Raw genomic sequence first — 18,821 nt, 5'->3', positions numbered from 1 at the left:
ATGCGCTGGAAGGCCGCACTCCAAGCCTTCGACATCACCTTCGACGGCCGGCTCACCGCCGGACGCCGCTGAACAAATCCGACTGAGTTCCACCGATCGCTACACAGACCCGTGCTGTCCGCCTGTCCGCAGGACCTCGTCCCGGTTAACGGCGATCTCCAGCAGCCAAGGGACGTGGAGGTCTGCATCACGGACGCAGCCGGACCGGCCAGCTGACCACACCCTAGGCGAGTAGGCGGCTGTCGCGAATGCCCAGCGTTCGGTGGGAGTGAGGCCGGCGGCTTTGCGGCGAGGACTGCCGATGGCAAGTCGATGAGTTCGCGGCGTTCGCGCCACGAGGCTCACCGATTCCATCGGAGCCATCTGCGCGGGTCGACAGGGTCGTAGGCGGGCACCGCCGGGCTGGCCACCATCGCCACCCGACCGCGAGGCGACTATCGGCCCACGTTCGGCCGACGCGGTTTCTTGGCAATCCCCGAGTAGCCGGCGCCGGCCACCGTCACCAAGCTGGAACAGCCGTGACCCACCGCATCGCCGATATCAATCCGACGGCGAGACCACGCTGTACGCCGACACCGACATGGACCGCCCCGGCACCGAGCACAACCTGGTTCCCCACGCCTGAGGAAGCCCGAGCCCAGGGACAGAAAAAGGCCAGGACACCCGCTGCCGTTCCGGCCCGACAGGGGAAGGAGCCGTCAGGGCGTCGGCGGGCACGCGGACGTGCGGCTGACTTCCCGTCGGGAAGGCCGGGCGGGTGTCCCGGGTCGACCGGATGGGCACCGTACCGCGCCTCGACGAGGGCCCATCCGTGAGCCGTCGCACAGCCCCGCGCCGGTGCCTTCCCGCCGGTGCCGGCTCGCCGGCACGGCGGGGGCTCGGCCGAAGAACCCGTGCTGAACGGCTTTGCCTGCATGCTCGGTTGCCCGGCCTCGAAGCGTGGAGGACGGCCGTGTCACGGGCCGTCGGAACCACGTGTCGCGGCGGGGCGAGCGACGTGCGAGGACAAGACCGCCGTGAGCTAACGCCTGGTCAGCAGGTCCGTCATCGGCAGGACGCCGCCCTCGGTGTCACCGGAGTACCGCAGGTGGCCGAGGCGCCAGTTGTCCTGGACGGTGCGCAGCAGGGAGTAGTGGTTGTACGGCGTGTGGCTCACGGCACCGCGCGGACCGCGGCTGGTGATGACCACGGCCGGGCTCAGACCGCCGCCGTAGGGACCACCGGGCCAGTTCGATGGGGTGGTGGAGGCGGGGTAGTCCGGGTTGAGGCGGACGTCGTGCAGCGGCACGTACGGGGAGTCGCAGCAGCCATCGGCGCTTTCGTATCCGCCGTTGTCCTCGCCGCCGATCCAGTCGTTCTCGTCGGCGACGATGAAGATTGCACTGTTCTCCTTCCAGGCCGCAGAGTGCGTGATCGTGTCGATGGCTTGCTGGACCCAGACGTCGGACTTCCCCTTGAGGGCCTGGTCGTTGGCGTCGCCCGGGGACCCGGCGTACGGGCAGGGCGTCTCGGGGTGACCGGGTACCGCGACGTTCACTCCGCCGTGCATGTCGTTGCACTGGTTCGGCGTGAGCCATGCGAAGTCCGGGATGTCACCGCTCGCCAGATCTGCGGCGAGCGCGCTGTAAGGCTTCACCGCTGCCATCCGGGCCGGGTTTTCGGCGATGTCGTTGAAGAGCACGAAGGGGTTGTGCTTGCGCGCGTACAGATGGACCTGGCTGCCGTTCACCACGGGGCCGAAGCGGGCCTGCTTGTCCGTCGGCAGGTCCTCCATGTACGCCGCCCAGGTCCTGCCGTGTTCCTCCAACTGGTCCACAACGTTGCGGGCGGTGAGGCGAGTGACGTTCTCGTCCTCGTCGTCCTGGATGCCGAAGGTGTCACCGGCCGTCGCCGCGAGGTAGTTGGGCATGCTCGGGTGGGTGACCCCGAAGTAGTGGTCGGCCATCCCATATGTGCGGGCGAGCCGGGTGATACGGGGGGCGTCCGGATCGCCGATGACGCCGTCCTTCGAGTGATTCTCCAACATGATCACGAAGATGTGGTCGAGGCGGCCCCTGCCCTCATCGTGCGGGCGAGGAGCGGCGTCGGCCACTCCGGACGCCGCTCCCGCCAGCAGTGCCGCACAAACCGCCCCGACAAGGCGTTTCGCCTTCCGCATCGACAAGTCCCCTTCTCTCTCCCGGACTGAGGGCACACCGCCTCGACCGAACTCTGCCTCATGTTGCTTGATTTACAACTCGTTGCGTGAAACGGGACGGCGTGCGCGCCAGAGGCTCCCTCACCATCGGGAAAACTGCAAGGCCTTACCCGTGCGTAACAGTGGTCGTAGGACTGCCCCGTCGGCGCGCCCGAGGGCTGAGAGCGGTTGTCCGGCCCAGTCGGTGAGTGCATGGGCAAAGGCGGTCCAGTTCGGTGATCACCTTGACGTAGCGGGTATCCAACCGAGTGGCTTTGGCGGGAGCGGCGGTGTACGCCGTACCCTTCACCTCGACGGGGCTGCGGAATGACTGGGGGTACACGTCGAGCCGCTGGATATGGGTGGGCAACGCTCGAGACCACGCTCGGTGAGGGCTTCGCGTGCGTCGGAGTCGGGACCGGTACGCGTGGTGTCGGGAAGATTCGTGAGATTCAGCAGGACGGCGGTGCGGGCCGACTGGGAGGGCAGGGACTGCATGTCATCGATTTCGCGGTCGACGGGCGCCATGCGGTCCGGCTCGATCGGGGTCGGGGTGACGGGCACGATCCACTCGCTCGCCTGCCGCATGACGCCCCGGGCGATGTGGGCGTGGTCTCCAGCTGCGGGGCGTCGAGCATGGCGAGCACGGGGAACGGAAAAACGCCCGCCAGTTCGCTCCAACGCGGCGGCGGAAGAAAGCGGGTCGCTGTCCACCAGCAAGGGTGACAGGCCCGAAGTGTGCGGCGCGTAGGCCGACCAGACGGCGCTGGTCGTCTTCCCCACTCCGGGTTTGAGGTTCACGCATGCATAGCTCAGCGGCACAGGAGCCGACGCTAACGGCCGAACGCCGGCGACAACCGCAGACGCGGAGTCACGCTGCGTGGTTCACCCTGCGGCGCCTGGGGATCATTCCCGCGGGCTAAACTTCCGGCTCTCCTTTGAGTGGCTGAGCGGTCCGACCAACGGCTTCCTGCCGGTGGGTCCGACGCGGTCATGAGCAGGATCAGTCGGCGTCGGTGCGTGATGATGTCGTCCGCGGCTGCGACGGCCGCGCTGCGGCCGGTGCTGACTCGGGGGCGGGCTTCCCCGCAGGAGCGGGCGAGGAGGGTTTGACGAACCGTGGGAGGAACGGACTCGGACGGCCGGCCCTTGAGCGTCGCAGTGCCATGCGGTGGTTCCCGGCTCGTTCGACGGTTGCGAGCGGTTCCCGTCAGCTGCCGCCCGTGGCCGGTGTGCTCGTCCGGTCGGCTCACGACGGTGTCGAGGATCCGATCGGCCTCACACTCTGCCCCGAGACGCAGGTCGGGTCTCGGACCGGGGCGCAGACGTCGCCGCCGCCGGCCCGGTGTCGGTTGTGCTGATGACGTCGCCACGCCGACGCGTGCTGCCCTTCCCGTCCTTCTCGGCGACGGCCTGCAGCGCCGCGGACTCAGTCGCATCGTCGAGCGTACACGGCGCCCTATATTGGACCGCATGAGCCGTTGGAAGGAGTTGACCGGGGGCACGTCCGGACAGGACTACGCTGCACGGTTCGCGGCTCTGGCCCGTAGCGGGAAGGACATGCACGGTGAGGCGCGGTTCTGCGCGTCGCTCGTGCCCGCCGGAGCACGGGTGCTGGACGCCGGGTGCGGTACCGGCCGGGTCATGATCCGGCTCGCGCGTCTCGGGTACGAGTGTGTCGGGGTGGACCTCGATGCGTCAATGCTGGCAGTGGCCCGGAAACAGGCGCCCGAGCTGCCCTGGTTCCAGGCCGATCTGGCCGAATTCGAGCCGGCCGCGCTCGGCGTCGCAGCCTACTTCGATCTCGTGGTCGCGGCGGGCAACATCTTCCCGCTGCTGGCCGCCGGCACCGAGGCCACGGTGGTCGAACGCCTGGCCGCGGCCCTGCGCCCGGGCGGTCTGCTGGTGGCCGGCTTCGGACTGGACGAAGCCCACCTGCCCCTGCCGCCCAGCATCACGCTGCCCGAGTACGACGACTGCTGCGCCACGGCCGGCCTCACGCTCGTCGACCGCTTCGCCACCTGGGACGCCGACCCCTACGACGGCGGTGGCTACGCCGTCAGCGTCCACCGCCGCTGAGCTGCACCACGAGGTGTCCTTCCGCCACCACGAACGTATCGTCTGCCGTCGACTCACCCCGCCGATCGGTGACGACGTACATCGGAGGGGGCCCGTGGGTTGGTGTGCCGCCTCTGCCTGGGGTCACGTGTGGCGACGATTCCCGCGCCGGTCTTCGGCGCGACGGGGACGCGATGCCAATCCGTTCTCCACCACCTGCAACGCTGTCACGTATTCAGCGGCAAGGCTCCGCCGCGTTCGACAGTAGTGGACGGTCCGACGAGAGGTCACCGGAGTGGTGGTTGTGGCACCTGGCCGTCCCGAGAGGCCTCCAATGATTACGACGACCTGTCAACACTCTCTGGCTGGTCCAAGCTTCGAAGCTGCCAGACCATCCGGCCTTCCAGGAGATCATGGCGGTGTTCACCGCGGCCGGCTCCCCGTTGCGGGCGCGGGCGGTGTGCGAGGCGATGGACGTGCAGATCGCGCCCGACCACGTGAACAATGTCCGCCTGAAGCTCAAGCGGCTGGCCGAGAGCGGGATTCTGATCGAGACCGAGCAGGGATTGTTCACCCGGCCGCGGCCGTAGCCGTCCATCGAGCCCACGGCCAGGCCGCCCGCACCAACCGAAATGGGTGCAGATCCCCTCAGGGGATCTGCACCCATTCTCGATCTTCACTGCGTTAGAGGTATCGACGCGTCTCTGGCGGGCCCAATAGGATGCGGCGCTCAATTCAGCTGCGGTACTTGTGCTTCACCCTCGGCGGGCCTGGCGCTGCTGGTGGCGGTCACGCTTCCCCTCCCTGACCAGGCTGCCGACTCGCGCACTGTATCCGGTCGCCCTCGGGCCGACCGGAAGGGCGTTCATGGGTGCGGTCCCGTGGGGCGAAGGAAGGCGGTCGGTTGGGAACCGGAGTCGGCCGTCGCCGAGGGAGGCGAAGGCCGCGCCGGTCGCGGCGAGCAGCACGACGTCGGAGAGGGCGCTGGAGATCTGGAGGGCGGCGGAGTTGGCACCGGCCTCCTTCGGTGTGGAGAGCCGGGCTCCGTGGGCCAGCGCGAGCACGGCCTCTACCGTCTTGCCGGACCTGTGTGTGCTGACTCGTACCTCTTGCGCCAGTTCCAAGACCAGCGGCCAGCCGAATCCGCCGGGCTCCCACAGCGGAGTGTTGCGCCGGTGAGGAGGCGTGGGGCTGTCGTCCGCCACCCGTACGGTCACGGTTTCCTCGTCCGCCCGCAGTCCGAAGCCGGTCACTCCGCCGGCGTGCCGGATGGCGTTCGCGACGAGTTCCGACACCGCGAGGAGTATCGCTTCCGCCTGAGCGGAGTCGTCGGGCTCCAGGACGGACAGGAAGATCCGCGTGATACCCCGTGCGTCCTCGGCTGTTCGAGGACTCCTGGCGGACCGGTGCACATCCTCCATGAAGGAGGGCACCATCACTCACCTCCGATCTCAATGGGTGCTTTTGTCCGCTTACCCGGCAGGGCCGGGATCAGACGCGTTCCACTTACAGGTGAGTCCGCAGGTCGATCGACGGCGGTCTGGGGGTATCCGAAGCCGTGAAAGCCCCCAAGGCGTTCGTTGCCCTGCGGGAACAATGACCGAAGACCGACCAACCAGCCGTGCCGTACCGCACGAGGAGGGATGTGGAATGTTCCGGCGGACGGCAACCGCTCCGCGCACCACCCATCGACGCCCAGGAGGGTCGGGAGACCCGGTGGCGCGACCCGGCGTTCAGGCCGTGCGGTCGCCGGTCCGAGCGTCTTTGTCGTCCATCTGTAGTGTCGCCGCGTCGCAGAACGCCTCCAATCCCTCCAGCAGCGCCGCTCGTTTGCCGACGGGCATGAGCCTCAGCACCGTCTGCAGCTCCTGCTCCCTGCGCGTGCGAAGTTCGTCGAGGAAGGCGCGGCCCCGCTTGCTGAGGTGCAGCCGGATCTCGCGCCGGTCGGCCTTGCCGATCACGCGCTCGACGAAGCCGGCCGCGACCAGCCGGTCACAGAGCCGACTGGTCGCGGGGGGCGCGGAGGAGAGCGCGTCACACAGGGCGCGCAGGTTGATACCGTCCTGGTGCTCCAGGGTCAACAGCACCCGCATCTGCGACGCCGACGCCGGCGCGGTGGAGGCCCGGCCCCACAGGACTTCCAGCAACTCTCCAGCCGTCGCGGTCACTCGGGCGACCTCGACGGGTTCCGGGCGGGGACGGAATGCGGTCACTGTCACACTCTCGCAGGCACTGGGACGGTCGCCAGCGTACTAGGCACCCGCAACGGCAACAGATGGTTTGAACGGCTTGGCGAGGCTACCGAGCGGCCTCCTCGCCAGCGAGGCCGGTACGTGTCCGCCGAAGGATTGGTGTGTTTACCACCGTGAACAGATACGTGACCGCTGAGCGGGCTCTGCGCACAGCGGCATCCCACGAGTTGCTCGACGCCGTCCGTCGCGTGCTGGTCGAGCAGTACGGCGCAGAGTCCGTCGACCTGCTGATGGCCGACTACGGGCTGACGGTGCTTCAGCCTGTGTCGGTGCTGCCGAACACCGAGGAGCCGGTGTCCGTGAACAACAGTGTGGCGGGCCGTGCTTTCGGTGCCCAGGAACCGGTCGTCGAATCCGCTTCCGGCGGCCGCGTGCGGGTGCACCTGCCGGTCAGCGTGCGCGGGGACCGGCAAGGAGTGCTGTCCGTGACCCTCGCGCACAGGGGCGGGGTCCGGGAACTGCTCGGTGAACTCTCCGACATCGCTGAGGTGCTCGGCCACGAGCTGCTCGTCGCGGAGCGGGACACCGACATCTACGTGCAGGCGCGGCGCAAGGACCGGCTCACCCTGGCCGCCGAGATGCAGTGGCAGCTGCTGCCCGGACGCTCCTGCTCCCGCCGAGAGTACGAACTGGCGGGGCAGTTGGAGCCGGCGTACGCGATCTTCGGTGACAACTTCGACTGGTCCGCCACGGCCGACCGCCTGACGCTGTACGTCACCAACGGCATGGGGGAGGGAATAGAAGCCTCCCTGCTGACGAACCTGGCCATCAACGCCCTGCGCAACGCACGCCGCGCCGGGCTCGCCATCGACGACCAGGCCGCCCTGGCGGACCAGGCGGTGTACGCCCACTACCGGGGCCGCGGCTACCTGTCGGTGCTGATGTTCGACTTCGACCTCGCGGCGGGCCGCGCCGAGGTGGTGGACGCCGGCTCGCCGCAGATGCTGCGGCTGCGCGGCGGCACGGTGGAACACGTCACCTTCGAAGCGCAGCTTCCATTGGGCATGTTCGAGGAGACCGACTACGTGGCTCAGGAGTTCCAAGTCGAGCCCGGTGACCGGCTCGTGTTCGTCAGCGACGGGGTGTACGCGGTCGCCGACCCCAAGGGTGAGGCGTACGGCGATGTCGCCCTTGCCCGGGCGATCCAGGCCACTCGGCTGCTGCCGGCCGCCGATGTCCCGCGCGCCATCCTGCGGGAGTTGACCGGCCACCGCGGTCGTTGCGCCCCCGACGACGACGCGCTCGTCGTCTGCCTCGACTGGCACGGCACCTGACCCCGGACCGGATCGCCGGCCGGGCACTTTGATGTGTAGCGATCCCGTGTTGTTCGCACCAGACCGTCGACGCTAACGTTTGCCATGAGGCAATAATCCAGTCTCAGGCGTGGCCGATCGACGGCCCTGTACAGGAGGAGGCGATGAAGGTGTCGGAGCAGGAGGCGGTCGAGTCGACGGCGCGCCGGCTGGGGATTTTCCTGAAGCGCCGCCGGGAGCAGATCGCTCAGCGCTGGGCCGATGCGCCGCTCTTCCGGACGGTGTTCACCGTATCGCGCGAAGAAGCGGTGGAGGCGTGCAAGGCAGTGGTGGACGCGCTGTCCGACGTAGCCTTGTCCGGACGCCTGGAGAACATCACCTCGTCCGGTTTCGACGGCGTGCGCGACCAGTTGGGACGCATGTCCGGTAGCCAGACCCGGGCGGGATGGAGTCCGGCCCGGATCGCGGACGAGGTGGCCGCCCTGCGGGCCCCGGCGGCCGAGTTGCTGCGGGGCGAGTACTCCGACCCCTCAACGCCCGAGGCGGCCGAGGGCCTGCTGGCGTTGACGGCCCTGATGGGCACCCTGCGGCTGGTGGTGATGCAGACAGCGCTGAGTTCGGGCGAGGAGCTGATCGCACGGCAGCGGCAGCAACTGCTCGAAGTGGCCACGCCGGTCATCAGCCTGTGGGAAGGCGTCGTCGCCGTACCGCTGATCGGCACGCTGGACAGCGCCCGCAGTCAGGTCGTCATGGAGTCCCTGCTGGCGGGCATCGTGGACCAGCGGGCCCGCTACGCCATCCTGGACATCACCGGTGTGCCCACGGTCGACTCGCTCGTCGCGCAGCACCTGATGAAGACGGTGGCCGCGGCGCGGCTGATGGGCGCCGAGTGCATCGTCTCCGGCATCCGACCGGCCATCGCACAGACCATCGTGCAACTCGGCATCGATCTCAGTTCCGTTCTCACCCGCGCCTCACTCGCCGATGCCCTCGCCTACGCCCTCAGCCGGCTGGGCATCGAGGTCTCTCCCCGTGCGAGCATGCGGTGACCGCTCCCTTCCCGGGCCACGCGACCGTGGTGCCGGTCCTGGCGCTGGGGGACACCCTGCTGGTCAGCCTTCAGGGTGAGTTGCACGACGGCATGGCCGAGCAACTCCAGCAGGACATCAGTCACCGAATCGCCGGCAGCGGGGCGACCGGCGTGATCATCGACATCTCCGGTGTGGAGGTCGTCGACTCCTTTCTTGGCCGGATCCTCGCCGAGATCGCGGCCAGCGCCAGTCTGCTGGCGGCCCGCACGGTCGTCGCCGGCATGCGGCCGGCCGTGGCGATCACCCTGGTCGAGCTGGGCCTCACCCTGCCCGGACTGACCACCGCGCTCGACGTCGACCGCGCCCTGGAAATCCTTGCTGGAACGTCCACGCCGGGCGCCTCGGACGCACGCGAGAGGGCGACGTGATGCCGGCTTCCGACCCCGCCGTCGAGACAAGCCTGCCGATCCGCTCGGACGCGGACCTCGCGTGGGTGCGCCAGCACGTACGCCAGAGCGCGGCCGACCTCGGCTTCGGACTGGTGCAGCAGACGAAGCTGGTCACGGCCGCCAGTGAGCTGGCCCGCAACACCCTGGTCCACGGCGGCGGCGGACACGTGGAGATCACGCCACTGAACCGAGGCGTGAGCCGGGGTCTGCGGCTGACCTTCGCCGACAGCGGTCCGGGCATCCGCGACGTCGGGCTTGCCATGACCCACGGGTACACCAGTGGCGGCGGCCTGGGGCTCGGTCTCAGCGGTGCCAAGCGCCTCGTCGACGAGTTCGAGATCGACACCGAGCCGGGCCGGGGCACGACCGTCACGGTCATCGCCTGGACCACAGGCGTACCCGCGGCACGGCCGGGGGCGTGATGGGACGCGTCTGGGACATCCCGGTGCACGACTCCACCCGCGTACGGGACGTCCGGGTGGCGGTCGAGGCGGCCAGCGCCCATGCCCGTCTCGACGCGCACCGCACCGCGGTCGCCGCCCTGGTCGCCACTGAACTGGCCACCAACCTGGTCAAGCACGCCAGCGGCGGTCGGGTCCTGATCGACCTCGTCGACCGGCCTGGAGCCACCCGCGCCCCCGCCGTGCAGGTGGCAGCCATCGACTACGGCCCGGGCATCCCCGACATCACCGCGGCCCTGCGCGACGGGTACTCGACCAGCGAGGCGTCACTCGGCGCCGGCCTGGGTACGTGCATGCGCATAGCCAGCGACTTCGACCTGTACAGCACCTCCCGGGGCACCGTCGCGGTCGCCCGCTTCGACCAGGAGCCGGCAACGCGTCGGGAAGGGAACCGGCAGGGCCCGAGTGCGGGAGGGATCAACGTTCCCCTCGGCCACGCCGAGCACTCGGGAGACGCCTGGAGCTGCGCCCGCGCGGGCAGCCGCCTCACCCTGATCCTCGCCGACGGCCTCGGCCACGGCGCGCACGCGGCGCACGCGTCCAGCGCCGCCGCCGACGAGCTGCACCGCTCGGCCCACCTGCCACCGGAGGAGATCCTGCGCCACATGCACCCGGCCCTTCGGCCCACCCGCGGCGCGGCAGTCGCGGTGGCACAAGTCGACACGGACACCGGAGAACTGGCCTTCGCCGGCGTCGGCAACATCGGAGCCCGCCTGCACGCCGGCGACTCATGGGACCACCTGGTCTCCCACCCGGGCATCGTCGGCGCCCAGTTCCCGGCGTCCGTGCCCGTACGCCGCCGGCCCTGGCGGCCCGGTGATCTGCTCGTCCTGCACAGCGACGGTCTGCCCAGCCGATGGATACCGCCGAACGATCTCGGCCTCCTCGCCCATGAACCGGCAGTGGTCGCGGCGACCATCCTGCGCGATGCCAGCAGTGCCGCCAACCCAGTGCGCGACGACACCAGCGTGGCCGTCCTGGCCTCCGACCCCGTGGACCGACGCCATGATCCCGCCTGACATCCGGAAGATCACCACACCCGCCGAGGCCGCCCGAGCTCGGAGCTTCGCGGCACACCTCACGGCCTCCCTGGGCGCGCCCGATATCGGACGGGCGCGCTTCCTCACCGCCCTCACCGCACAGTTGCGGAAGTCTCTCGGCCAAGGCGGCGCCGAACTCACCCTCACTGTCCGGCAATCAGCCCCGGACAAGCCCGTACGCGTACAGGCTGCCGTACAACCGGCCACGCCGTCCCCGGGACAGGCCTCGCCGTGGCGCCTGGCCCTCTCCTGCCCCGGTCCCCTGACACAGGACCCGCCTTGCCCGGCGCACCCCGACGCCACCGCGACCGCGTCCGCCGAAGCTCTGCTGGCAGCGGACGAGGAGACCGCGGCGGTTCTGCAGAAGCTGGACGAGTCGGAGAAGCTGCTCCAGCTCCACCGTGAGGAACTGCACCAGACCAACCAGGGCGTGCTGGCCCTGCACGCCGAACTGGACGCCGCCGCGCTGACCCAACAGGAACTGCTTGACGCGGAACGGGCCGCGCGCGGCGAGGCGGAGAAGGCACGACGCCTGCTGACCTTCCTCGCCAATGCCAGCGCGGTCGTCACCGCGTCGCTCGATCACCGGGACATCGTGCGCCGCCTGCCCGACCTCCTCGTTCCGGAGTACGCGAGCCAGGTCGACGTGTGGCTCTTCGACGAAGACGAGAAGACAGCCGGAAACGACCTCCACTCCGCCGCCGCGGTGGCCGCCGCCCGCACCGACCGCCCGCAGCACGCCGGACCGCACCCGGGCGACCTGCCCGGCATCGACGACCGCCCGCCCTCCGCCCTGTCGCCGGACCGGCCTCTGCTGTGCATCCCCCTCACCGTGCGGCGATCCCTGGGGGTCCTGACGCTCACGGCACCCGGCGACCGCTTCGACGCCGACACCAGCGTCATGCTGCTCGAACTGGCCCGCCGTGTGGCCATCGCCCTGGACAACGCCCTGCGCTACGAACAGCACCGGGACACCGCTGAGGAACTCCAGCGCGCCCAGCTCACCGACCTGCCCTCCGCGGACGGCCTGCATCTGGCCGCCCGGTACCTGCCCGCCACCCGCGGCCTCAACATCGGCGGTGACTGGTACGACGCCTTCTTCCAGCCCGACGGCAGCCTGCTGACCGTCATAGGAGACGTGACCGGGCACGGACTGCGCGCCGCCGTCATCATGGGCCAGCTGCGCACGGCACTGCGGGCGTACGCGATCGACGAGACCAGCCCCGCCCGGATCCTCACACGGCTGCACCGCATGCTGTGCCACCAGCAGCCCAATCTCTACGCCACTGCCACGATCGCGCGCTTCAGACCGGACGATTTCCAGGTGACGTGGGCCGCCGCCGGCCACCCGCCGGCCGTGGTCCGTGCTCCCGGCGGCGCCGTGCGCGTCCTGGACGACAGGCCCGGGGTCATGCTGGGCGTCCCGATCCCCTTCGAGTACGAGGACCGTACGACCGAGATCGAACCGGGCTCCACGCTGGTGCTCTACACCGACGGCCTGGTCGAGCGGCGTGCCCAAGGCATCGATGCCGGGATTGAGTTGCTCGCCCGGACCCTGGCAGCATTGGACGAACCCGACCTCGAAGACCTCGACGCGAGCGCGGAGTCCCTCCTCAAACCCCTTGTCCATGAGTCGGAGCGCGACGACGACGTGTGCGTCCTTCTGTGCCGCACCGCTCCGCTCCGGAGCCCCTGACAGACACGGACCGGCATGCGGCCGATGCCGGTCCCGGGATGCCTGCACCGTTCCCGTCCGCGGAGGGCCCGACTCCGGGCCGCCCCGCTCCTGGCGATGGTCGAAGAGACCCTGTCCGAGCAGTCTGCTCACATGAAGCCTGGCGGCCGCCTGGGAGCCGGCACCCGCGGCCTCCGCTCGGCGACCGGGGACCTCGGCGGCGGGCGCCCACCGCGCCAGGTCCTGAGCGCGGCCCGCGGAGCCCGCCGCACGAGACCGCGACGGAATCAGCGGACCGGAGGACTCGCAGGGCCGTCGGCAGGGCTGGTCCAGAATTCCTGGACCAGCCCCGTCACCGCTTGCCAGGCGGCTCGTCCGGAGCGGGCGATACCCTTCTCTGAGCGGCGAGTAAAGCCTTCAGCCCCCGACGCAGGGCCGACCGTTCCGCCGGTTGCAAGGCCGTCAGCGCAGCCGTCAGTGCCTGGGCCCGGCGCGACGCCACGTCGTCCAGCACCCGTCGTCCCTGCGCGGTGAGGCTCAGCCGTACCTCACGGCGATTCCGCGGGTGCAGTGCGCGTTCCAGCACTCCCGCCGCTTCCAGCCGGTCACACAGCCGGCTGGCCGTGGGCAGCCCTATGTGCAGCCGCTCGGCCAGAGCGGTGAGGTTCAGCTCAGGTGCCGCCTCCAGCGTCCGCAGAGCGCGGAGCTGGTGGAGGGACAGGCGCAGGGGCGCTTCCTGAGCGGCCAGCGACCACAGGTTCGTGAGACTCTCCACGGCGTCCGCGATCTCCAGCGCGACGGCGTCCGGGCCAGCGCCCGGCCCCTCCACACGGTCATCGCCAGAGCCGTCGAGACGGGTCACGAACACATCGCTTTCACTGGGTATCGGACGCTGCTGAGGTCACCCTCATCAAATCGCTGTGTACCCGACGGCAGGGGCAGCAAGCCGTTTCCCGGCCGACCCCGACCGAAGTGGGCCGCCTGGGCGTCGCTTCATGGTAAGACCCATGGCTTTACGTCCTCGGAACCGGGGGACCCGGTCGTAAGCGGCCGGCGCGGACATCCGGCTGCTGTGGTTAGAGAGACAGTAGGCGACGGACGGAGCGGCGGCGCCCTCAGGGCCAGGGGCGGATCCAGACTTCAGAGCGCATGGCGACCGCCATCCGGGCAATGCGCCGGGTGTGACACGCGTTGGAGTCGTCGTACTGACTCTGGTGACCGCTCTGTCGGCTTCGGCCGCGGCGGTTGGGATCTCGCCCTCCTGGTGGTTCGCGGCGCTCCCGCTCGCCTTCGTGGGGGCGGTGGGTGTCCGGTGCAGCGTCGACATTCGGTGGTGCGGCGGCAGGGGGTTTCGCGCAGGACACCGGTGAGGGCGGCCTGTCGGAGTTCCACCTGCGTCCGGGCGGCGAGCTCGTGTGGGAGATAGGCACCGGGTACTTCGGCTGCCGCACGCAGGACGCCGGTTTCGACGCGGCCGAGTTCTCCGGCAAGGCCGCGGACCTGCGTCCTCACATGCTCCGTCGACGCGTCGCCCCCTTCACCGAGCGCTCGTACGAGGAGATGTCGGAGTGGCTGGAACCGGGGCAGTTGCTCGCCGAACCACCACCTTCGTGGGCGACCGACTGGAAGGCCGCCGATCCGGACCGTTTCACCGTCTCACGTGGACGACTGCCGTGGCCCGTACTGACGGAGGTTCGAGGAGTGCTGATCGGCGGCTGGGGTAGACGGGTGCTGCCGGACGATGTGCCGGCGAGGACGAGACCCAACGACCGGGAGGGGCGCATGACGCCGACGACGACCACACGGACTGCCGAGCAGACGGTGGACGTTCCGGAGATCGCGGACCCGTCCAAGGTCGCGCCGAAGAACGCGCGGGAGCTGTCGAAACTGTTCTTCGGTCAGTTGGCCGTGCTGGAGGAGGGCACGCCCGAGTACAGCTACGCGCGCAACACGCTGATCGAGATGAACATGTCCCTCGTCCGCTACGCGGCCGGCCGGTTTCGCAGCCGGGGGCCGGAGGAGATGGAGGACATCGTCCAGGTCGGCATGATCGGGCTGATCAAGGCGATCGACCGGTTCGAGCTGTCCCGGGAAGTGGAGTTCACCTCCTTCGCCGTCCCGTACATCGTGGGGGAGATCAAGCGGTACTTCCGTGACACCTCCTGGGCCGTGCACGTGCCGCGACGGCTCCAGGAAGCCCGCTCCCAACTGGCCCGGGCCAACGAGGAGTTGCGCACCCGACTGGGGCGGACGCCGACGAACAAAGAGCTCTCCGAGCTGATGAGCCTTCCGGAGGACGAGGTCGTCGAGGCTCAACTGGCCGCCAACGGCTACAAGTCGGCCTCCTTGGACGCGGCGATCAACAGCAGCGAGGACGGCGAGGCCGCGCTGGCGAACTTCATCGGCGACGAGGACGAGGCCCTGCAACTGGTCGAGGACTTCCATGCCCTCGTACCGCTGATCGCGGAACTCGACGAACGCGACCGCAAGATCATCCACTGGCGCTTCGTCGAGGAACAGACCCAGGCACAGATCGGCGAACGCCTCGGCATCTCCCAGATGCACGTCTCCCGTCTGATCAAGCGGCTCCTGGCACGCCTGCGCGAAGGCATGCTCAGCACGGAATAACGGCCGGGACCGGCCGCACAGGCGGTCCACACCGACACCTCGTTCCCGCCGGATCTCCGAGGGCCTGCCGGCAAAGCCGTCGATGAGGAAAAGCCGTCGATCAGGAGTGGCCATCGACGGCTTTGCACACCCTTGGCCCTCGACGTCTTCCCCGGCCTGCCGGGCGTGGCCGGGTGGGCTACTCGGCCAGCGCCTTGGCCTTCCGGCAGGCCGGGCTCGCCATTGTCCGGCGCAGCGATGGCCCCGGTCACTCCTGCCGGACGGGCTCGTCACACACCACCACGGCGTAGGAGCCGAGACCGATGAGACGGTCTCCGGAGATGTCGCCGAGCGCCGTGTACAGCGTCAGTACGGCTCCGGTCGTGCCGTCGAAGGCGATGTCCTTGACCGTGCCGTGCGTGGCGCCGTGTTCCGTCAGGACGCGGTGCCCGAGGGCCTCTTGATGGTCGGGCAGCGCGCGCCGACTCGGGTCGGCGGCGGCACGGGAACGAACGATCACGGCATCCCGTCCCATCCCTTCGACCGCGTCCCAGACGATGACCCGGGGGTGTTCGGATGCACCGGACAGCCGCAGGCAAGCGATGTTCCCGGTGCGGGCGTCGATGGTCAGGCTCTCCACCCGTCCCAGGGACTCGGCTTCTTCGGCGGTGATCACGGGAAGGCCCTTGGCCTGTGTGAAGAGCATCATGGTCGGCCCCCTTCCGCGCTGACGGACGGGTCGGTGTACGGCTGCACCGTGTGCGCGCGGAACGCCTCGACCTGGGCGCCGAAGCTGGGCAGGTCGTCGGCGATGAAGCGGCGGGCGTGCGCCGGGACGACCAGGGCCCGCCCGGAGACGGCCAGTGTCTCGCCGCGCGGGACGAACGCCTTCCGTTTGCGGTGGTCCGGATTCCCGTTGCTGGCCATCTCGAAGCCGATGACTCGTCCGCTCGTGCCGGCCTCTATCACGACGTCCAGCACTGTGCCCACCGCGGTTCCGTGGTCCGTGAGAACAGGTGCGCCGATGACCTGGCCGCGGTCGGCGTCGCCGGCGCCCACGACCACGTCCGACTCCTCCACGACGGCCTCGCTGGGGATCATCACGGCGGACGGTCCGATGGCGTGCACCCCGGAGAACGGCAGGCTCTTCTTGAGCGGGCCGGCGAGCAGACCGCGCCCGCTCAAGGTGAAGCCGCTGATCCGGCCCGCCTGCGCGTCGAACACGGTGTCCCGGACTTGGGCGACGGCGTCGCCGCTCAGCGTCACGACCACCCGCTTGGTCAGTTCCGACGCGAGAATGAGGGTGATCACCGCGGTCCCTCCCGGCGGGGACAGCGGGCCGAGCGCACCGCGATCACCGTTCCCCCGCGGCGTTTGGCCTGGACTGCCAGCGTCGCCGCTGTGAGCAGACCCGCCAGCGCGATCAGGAGGACCATCAAGCCCCACCACTGCATCGCCACGACCTCCTCGGTGCCGTCATCGCCGGGCCGCCCCCGGTCCGGCCTGTCCCTTCGCTATCCGGTTGCCCCTGGTTCGGGCAGGGCACGCCATCGGTGCGCCGGGTGGCGGAAGTCGGCGGGGCGGGTAAGGCGCCGGAACGGGCGGGGCCCTCGCTGCGGCAAGAGCTCAGATCCAGTCCTTGCGCTTGAAGGAGACTCAGTGGAGCAGCACGGACGCGATGACTATGACACCGGTGGAAGTGAGGAATCCTGCATGGCTGTTGACGCCCGGATACGGGACGTTCTGTAGCGGGGGAGTGCGACTGGGCAGTCGTGCCCGGACGTCGTCGAGGCCGACGGCTATGACTTCCAACCCGTCTACACCGAGCTGCTGATCACCAATCGCGGCATCAAGTCTCCGATCCAGACCGACGGCCGCTGGGTCGTCGAGCACGCGAACTCGTGGATGAACAACTTCGGCGAACTCCGCCGCAACACCGAACGACGCCGCTCCTGCGCGGAGTTCTACCTTGCCCTGGCTGGCACCACTATCGCTGCGTGTAGCCTCATCCGCCACGCCTGGTACACCCACCGCTGGGACACCCACCCCCCCAGGCCCCGCATCCGATAACCCGGCTCACTACCCACTGGCGGACGCTCTAAGCTCGACGACAAGTGTTCACATTTGAATCATGTACAAGTTGCATGATGTTCAGATGATCCTGCCGACCCGGCAGGATCATTCGGGGTCGATCACCGGGTGATCACTGGCTTGGCACCCTTCTCCGGCCGGGATTGTTCCGTCGCCTTTCTGTTCTTACCCCTCCGCAGAGGAGCGCCGATGCGCAGGATTGCCTGCATCGCCCTCGGACTGGCCCTGATCGTCGAGGCCATCCCGCTGTTTGTTCTGCTCGCCGGGACTGCTGTCATCGCTCTGGCCTTCCCCCGCGAGCCTGGTCGCCCCGGCACTACGTGGATCGGCTATGTCTCCTTGGCCCTCGCCTTGTTCTGGGTCGTGGCATGTGTGTGGGGCGCTGCAAGGGCATTCGCCCGTGCATACCGCCGACCCACCGCAACCTGGTCCAGGGACTTCCTTTTCCTCGCCCTCGGCCACCTCGCCGCCGCCGTCCCGACCGCAGCCGAAGGCCTCTCACTCGTGGCCTTCGCCGAACTCGCCTTCGTGCCTCTTCTCCTCCTGGCCGCCCGGCCCTCGCGCTCCCGCACCTCGACGTCTACATTTGATCTTCGAATCGAGCCCCTCGTGTCTGGGCCATCACCGCAGCCCGGGGAGCCGAAGCGAGCGACATCACGCGGCGAATCTCAGTAGGTCTGTCTGCACGGTGTGGAGTTGGCGATGGCGAACTGTCTCAGCGGTCCGAAGTGGGCCTCGGTGGGGTTCGCTCAGGAGGCGTAGGGCGGGGTGAAGCACAACTCGACCTTGTTCTTCTTCGCCCAGCGGCGGATGTCGGCGCCCTTGTGGGCGGACAGGTTGTCCGAGATCACGTAAATGGGGGCACCGTCGGGCCGGGCGGCGCGGATCGATTTCAGCACGGTCAGCGTGTTGACGGCCCCCTTTCTGCGGCAGTTGACGCCACACAGGCGGTCGTCGAGGTCCTGCGGAGCGGCAAGGTTGCATCGTCGGAGACGCGGGATCGACCCCAACCGCGCGATCGAGATCCAGCGCGTCTACCTCGCCGCCTTCTTCGACCAGGAACTGCGCCACCGGCACGGCACCCTGCTCGACGGCCCCGACGAGAAATACCCGGAGATCTCCTTCATCCGCTGACCAGAGCCTTCGAAGGGCCCGCCCTGAGCGCTCTGTGCCCGGACATATTCAGTTCCGGTCGATCTGAACCCGTCGTCCAGTGGCCCACTCGCACGCACGACACAGGGACAAGGATTCGTCAGGGCGGAAGGCCGGGTCCGTGAAAGGCCGCGCTCAGCCGCGCCGTGTTCAACGACAAAGGAGGCCGGGCGGCCCTCCCAGGGGAAGGTGGTGACGACCCGCTGGCCCGATCCGGCCGACGCGGGCATCAACCTCGGAATCCCCAGCACCAACTGATCGCCTTGCCGAGGCCGGCACGGGACGGACGCTGGTCCGAAGGGCGAGCGACGGCAGCAGCCCGCAGCCGGGGAGCGGGCCCCTGCACGCCGCGAGCATCAGGGCATCGCGAACGCCCGACCGCTGGGATCCCTTGGCCGAGATTTTCACTATGGGCGGGTGCTGGACGGCCGCGCCGGGCACTTTCCGGGGCGGCTGGACGGCCGCGCCGGGCACTTTCCGGGGGCGGCCGCGTGCGGGTTCGGCAGCGCCGGTCAGTTCCGACGGCGCGCCGACTCCTCGATTCGTTGCGCCGCGCTGCTGGCCGCGTCCCTGGTC

General features: G+C 69.3%; 17 protein-coding genes and 2 pseudogenes. 12 read left to right on the top strand and 7 right to left on the bottom strand.

Features of this window, described 5'->3' with window-relative positions; all coding sequences use genetic code 11:
- Positions 1-1,021 precede the first annotated feature (1,021 nt).
- Positions 1,022-2,026 (bottom strand): alkaline phosphatase family protein, encoded by a 1,005-nt coding sequence (locus ACFYOH_RS38610; protein ID WP_388635616.1) that lies wholly within the window; start codon positions 2,024-2,026, stop codon positions 1,022-1,024.
- Positions 2,027-3,649: 1,623 nt separating this feature from the next.
- Between ACFYOH_RS38610 and ACFYOH_RS38605 the strand changes: the two genes are divergently transcribed.
- Entirely contained in the window at positions 3,650-4,255 is a 606-nt protein-coding gene (locus ACFYOH_RS38605) for a class I SAM-dependent methyltransferase (protein WP_388635614.1), read from the top strand.
- A 392-nt stretch (positions 4,256-4,647) separates the two neighbouring features.
- The gene (locus ACFYOH_RS38600; RefSeq protein WP_388635612.1) at positions 4,648-4,824 is read left to right on the top strand and encodes a hypothetical protein; all 177 of its coding nucleotides are present in this window, start codon (positions 4,648-4,650) and stop codon (positions 4,822-4,824) included.
- Positions 4,825-4,989: 165 nt separating this feature from the next.
- Here ACFYOH_RS38600 and ACFYOH_RS38595 read toward each other — a convergent pair whose 3' ends face one another.
- The gene (locus ACFYOH_RS38595) at positions 4,990-5,670 is read right to left on the bottom strand and encodes an ATP-binding protein (RefSeq protein WP_388635610.1); all 681 of its coding nucleotides are present in this window, start codon (positions 5,668-5,670) and stop codon (positions 4,990-4,992) included.
- A 297-nt stretch (positions 5,671-5,967) separates the two neighbouring features.
- Positions 5,968-6,453, bottom strand: coding sequence for a MarR family winged helix-turn-helix transcriptional regulator (locus ACFYOH_RS38590; protein WP_388635608.1), 486 nt, complete (start codon positions 6,451-6,453; stop codon positions 5,968-5,970).
- Positions 6,454-6,611: 158 nt separating this feature from the next.
- On the opposite strand from ACFYOH_RS38590, the gene ACFYOH_RS38585 reads away from it, so the two are divergent.
- The 6 genes from ACFYOH_RS38585 (at position 6,612) to ACFYOH_RS38560 (ending at position 12,416) form a co-directional block, all read left to right on the top strand.
- Positions 6,612-7,760, top strand: a complete 1,149-nt coding sequence (locus ACFYOH_RS38585) for a PP2C family protein-serine/threonine phosphatase (protein ID WP_388635606.1) — start codon at positions 6,612-6,614, stop codon at positions 7,758-7,760.
- Positions 7,761-7,903: 143 nt separating this feature from the next.
- Entirely contained in the window at positions 7,904-8,788 is an 885-nt protein-coding gene (locus ACFYOH_RS38580; RefSeq protein WP_388635604.1) for an STAS domain-containing protein, read from the top strand.
- Complete coding sequence (locus ACFYOH_RS38575; protein ID WP_388635602.1) at positions 8,785-9,198, top strand: STAS domain-containing protein; 414 nt, start codon at positions 8,785-8,787, stop codon at positions 9,196-9,198. The genes ACFYOH_RS38580 and ACFYOH_RS38575 overlap by 4 nt, the downstream gene beginning before the upstream one ends.
- Complete coding sequence (locus ACFYOH_RS38570; RefSeq protein WP_388635600.1) at positions 9,198-9,641, top strand: anti-sigma regulatory factor; 444 nt, start codon at positions 9,198-9,200, stop codon at positions 9,639-9,641. Before ACFYOH_RS38575 ends, ACFYOH_RS38570 begins: the two co-directional genes overlap by 1 nt.
- A complete protein-coding gene (locus ACFYOH_RS38565) occupies positions 9,641-10,699 on the top strand; it encodes a SpoIIE family protein phosphatase (RefSeq protein WP_388635598.1) in 1,059 nt (352 codons plus the stop codon). The genes ACFYOH_RS38570 and ACFYOH_RS38565 overlap by 1 nt, the downstream gene beginning before the upstream one ends.
- Positions 10,686-12,416, top strand: a complete 1,731-nt coding sequence (locus tag ACFYOH_RS38560) for a SpoIIE family protein phosphatase (RefSeq protein WP_388635596.1) — start codon at positions 10,686-10,688, stop codon at positions 12,414-12,416. Before ACFYOH_RS38565 ends, ACFYOH_RS38560 begins: the two co-directional genes overlap by 14 nt.
- A 331-nt stretch (positions 12,417-12,747) precedes the next feature.
- Here the strand turns inward: ACFYOH_RS38560 and ACFYOH_RS38555 are convergent, their stop codons facing one another.
- Positions 12,748-13,257: a MarR family winged helix-turn-helix transcriptional regulator gene (locus ACFYOH_RS38555; protein WP_388635594.1), complete on the bottom strand. Its 510-nt coding sequence runs from the start codon at positions 13,255-13,257 to the stop codon at positions 12,748-12,750.
- A gap of 920 nt (positions 13,258-14,177) precedes the next feature.
- On the opposite strand from ACFYOH_RS38555, the gene ACFYOH_RS38550 reads away from it, so the two are divergent.
- Positions 14,178-15,023: an RNA polymerase sigma factor SigF gene (locus tag ACFYOH_RS38550; protein ID WP_388635624.1), complete on the top strand. Its 846-nt coding sequence runs from the start codon at positions 14,178-14,180 to the stop codon at positions 15,021-15,023.
- Between the two features lie 247 nt (positions 15,024-15,270).
- Here ACFYOH_RS38550 and ACFYOH_RS38545 read toward each other — a convergent pair whose 3' ends face one another.
- A complete protein-coding gene (locus tag ACFYOH_RS38545; protein WP_388635592.1) occupies positions 15,271-15,711 on the bottom strand; it encodes a PRC-barrel domain-containing protein in 441 nt (146 codons plus the stop codon).
- Positions 15,708-16,313: a PRC-barrel domain-containing protein gene (locus ACFYOH_RS38540; protein ID WP_388635590.1), complete on the bottom strand. Its 606-nt coding sequence runs from the start codon at positions 16,311-16,313 to the stop codon at positions 15,708-15,710. The genes ACFYOH_RS38545 and ACFYOH_RS38540 overlap by 4 nt, the downstream gene beginning before the upstream one ends.
- Before the next feature lie 486 nt (positions 16,314-16,799).
- Between ACFYOH_RS38540 and ACFYOH_RS38535 the strand changes: the two are divergent.
- Both ACFYOH_RS38535 and ACFYOH_RS38530 read left to right on the top strand, forming a co-directional pair.
- Positions 16,800-17,072: pseudogene (locus tag ACFYOH_RS38535) on the top strand (IS5/IS1182 family transposase); the annotation flags it as partial.
- Between the two features lie 210 nt (positions 17,073-17,282).
- Positions 17,283-17,768, top strand: a complete 486-nt coding sequence (locus tag ACFYOH_RS38530; RefSeq protein WP_361303396.1) for a hypothetical protein — start codon at positions 17,283-17,285, stop codon at positions 17,766-17,768.
- Here ACFYOH_RS38530 and ACFYOH_RS38525 read toward each other — a convergent pair.
- A pseudogene (locus tag ACFYOH_RS38525) lies at positions 17,762-18,049 on the bottom strand (transposase); the annotation flags it as partial. The gene ACFYOH_RS38530 and the pseudogene ACFYOH_RS38525 sit on opposite strands and share 7 nt — an antisense overlap.
- Before the next feature lie 22 nt (positions 18,050-18,071).
- Here ACFYOH_RS38525 and ACFYOH_RS38520 point away from each other — a divergent pair.
- On the top strand, positions 18,072-18,227 hold the full coding sequence (locus ACFYOH_RS38520) for a hypothetical protein (protein ID WP_388635588.1): 156 nt from the start codon (positions 18,072-18,074) through the stop codon (positions 18,225-18,227).
- Positions 18,228-18,821 lie beyond the last annotated feature (594 nt).

This window comes from Streptomyces sp. NPDC007856, assembly GCF_042868225.1.
In the GTDB taxonomy this organism is placed as follows: domain Bacteria; phylum Actinomycetota; class Actinomycetes; order Streptomycetales; family Streptomycetaceae; genus Streptomyces.
This window is presented reverse-complemented; position numbering and strand designations above follow the sequence as displayed.

What these genes read in the sequence shown, in the direction of transcription:
- ACFYOH_RS38610 (WP_388635616.1), bottom strand. Translation starts at nt 2,026, where the DNA reads ATGTTGGAGAATCACTCGAAGGACGGCGTCATCGGCGATCCGGACGCC.
- ACFYOH_RS38605 (WP_388635614.1), top strand. Translation starts at nt 3,650, where the DNA reads ATGAGCCGTTGGAAGGAGTTGACCGGGGGCACGTCCGGACAGGACTAC.
- ACFYOH_RS38600 (WP_388635612.1), top strand. Translation starts at nt 4,648, where the DNA reads ATGGCGGTGTTCACCGCGGCCGGCTCCCCGTTGCGGGCGCGGGCGGTG.
- ACFYOH_RS38595 (WP_388635610.1), bottom strand. Translation starts at nt 5,670, where the DNA reads ATGGTGCCCTCCTTCATGGAGGATGTGCACCGGTCCGCCAGGAGTCCT.
- ACFYOH_RS38580 (WP_388635604.1), top strand. Translation starts at nt 7,904, where the DNA reads ATGAAGGTGTCGGAGCAGGAGGCGGTCGAGTCGACGGCGCGCCGGCTG.
- ACFYOH_RS38570 (WP_388635600.1), top strand. Translation starts at nt 9,198, where the DNA reads ATGCCGGCTTCCGACCCCGCCGTCGAGACAAGCCTGCCGATCCGCTCG.
- ACFYOH_RS38565 (WP_388635598.1), top strand. Translation starts at nt 9,641, where the DNA reads ATGGGACGCGTCTGGGACATCCCGGTGCACGACTCCACCCGCGTACGG.
- ACFYOH_RS38560 (WP_388635596.1), top strand. Translation starts at nt 10,686, where the DNA reads ATGATCCCGCCTGACATCCGGAAGATCACCACACCCGCCGAGGCCGCC.
- ACFYOH_RS38550 (WP_388635624.1), top strand. Translation starts at nt 14,178, where the DNA reads ATGACGCCGACGACGACCACACGGACTGCCGAGCAGACGGTGGACGTT.
- ACFYOH_RS38545 (WP_388635592.1), bottom strand. Translation starts at nt 15,711, where the DNA reads ATGATGCTCTTCACACAGGCCAAGGGCCTTCCCGTGATCACCGCCGAA.
- ACFYOH_RS38530 (WP_361303396.1), top strand. Translation starts at nt 17,283, where the DNA reads ATGCGCAGGATTGCCTGCATCGCCCTCGGACTGGCCCTGATCGTCGAG.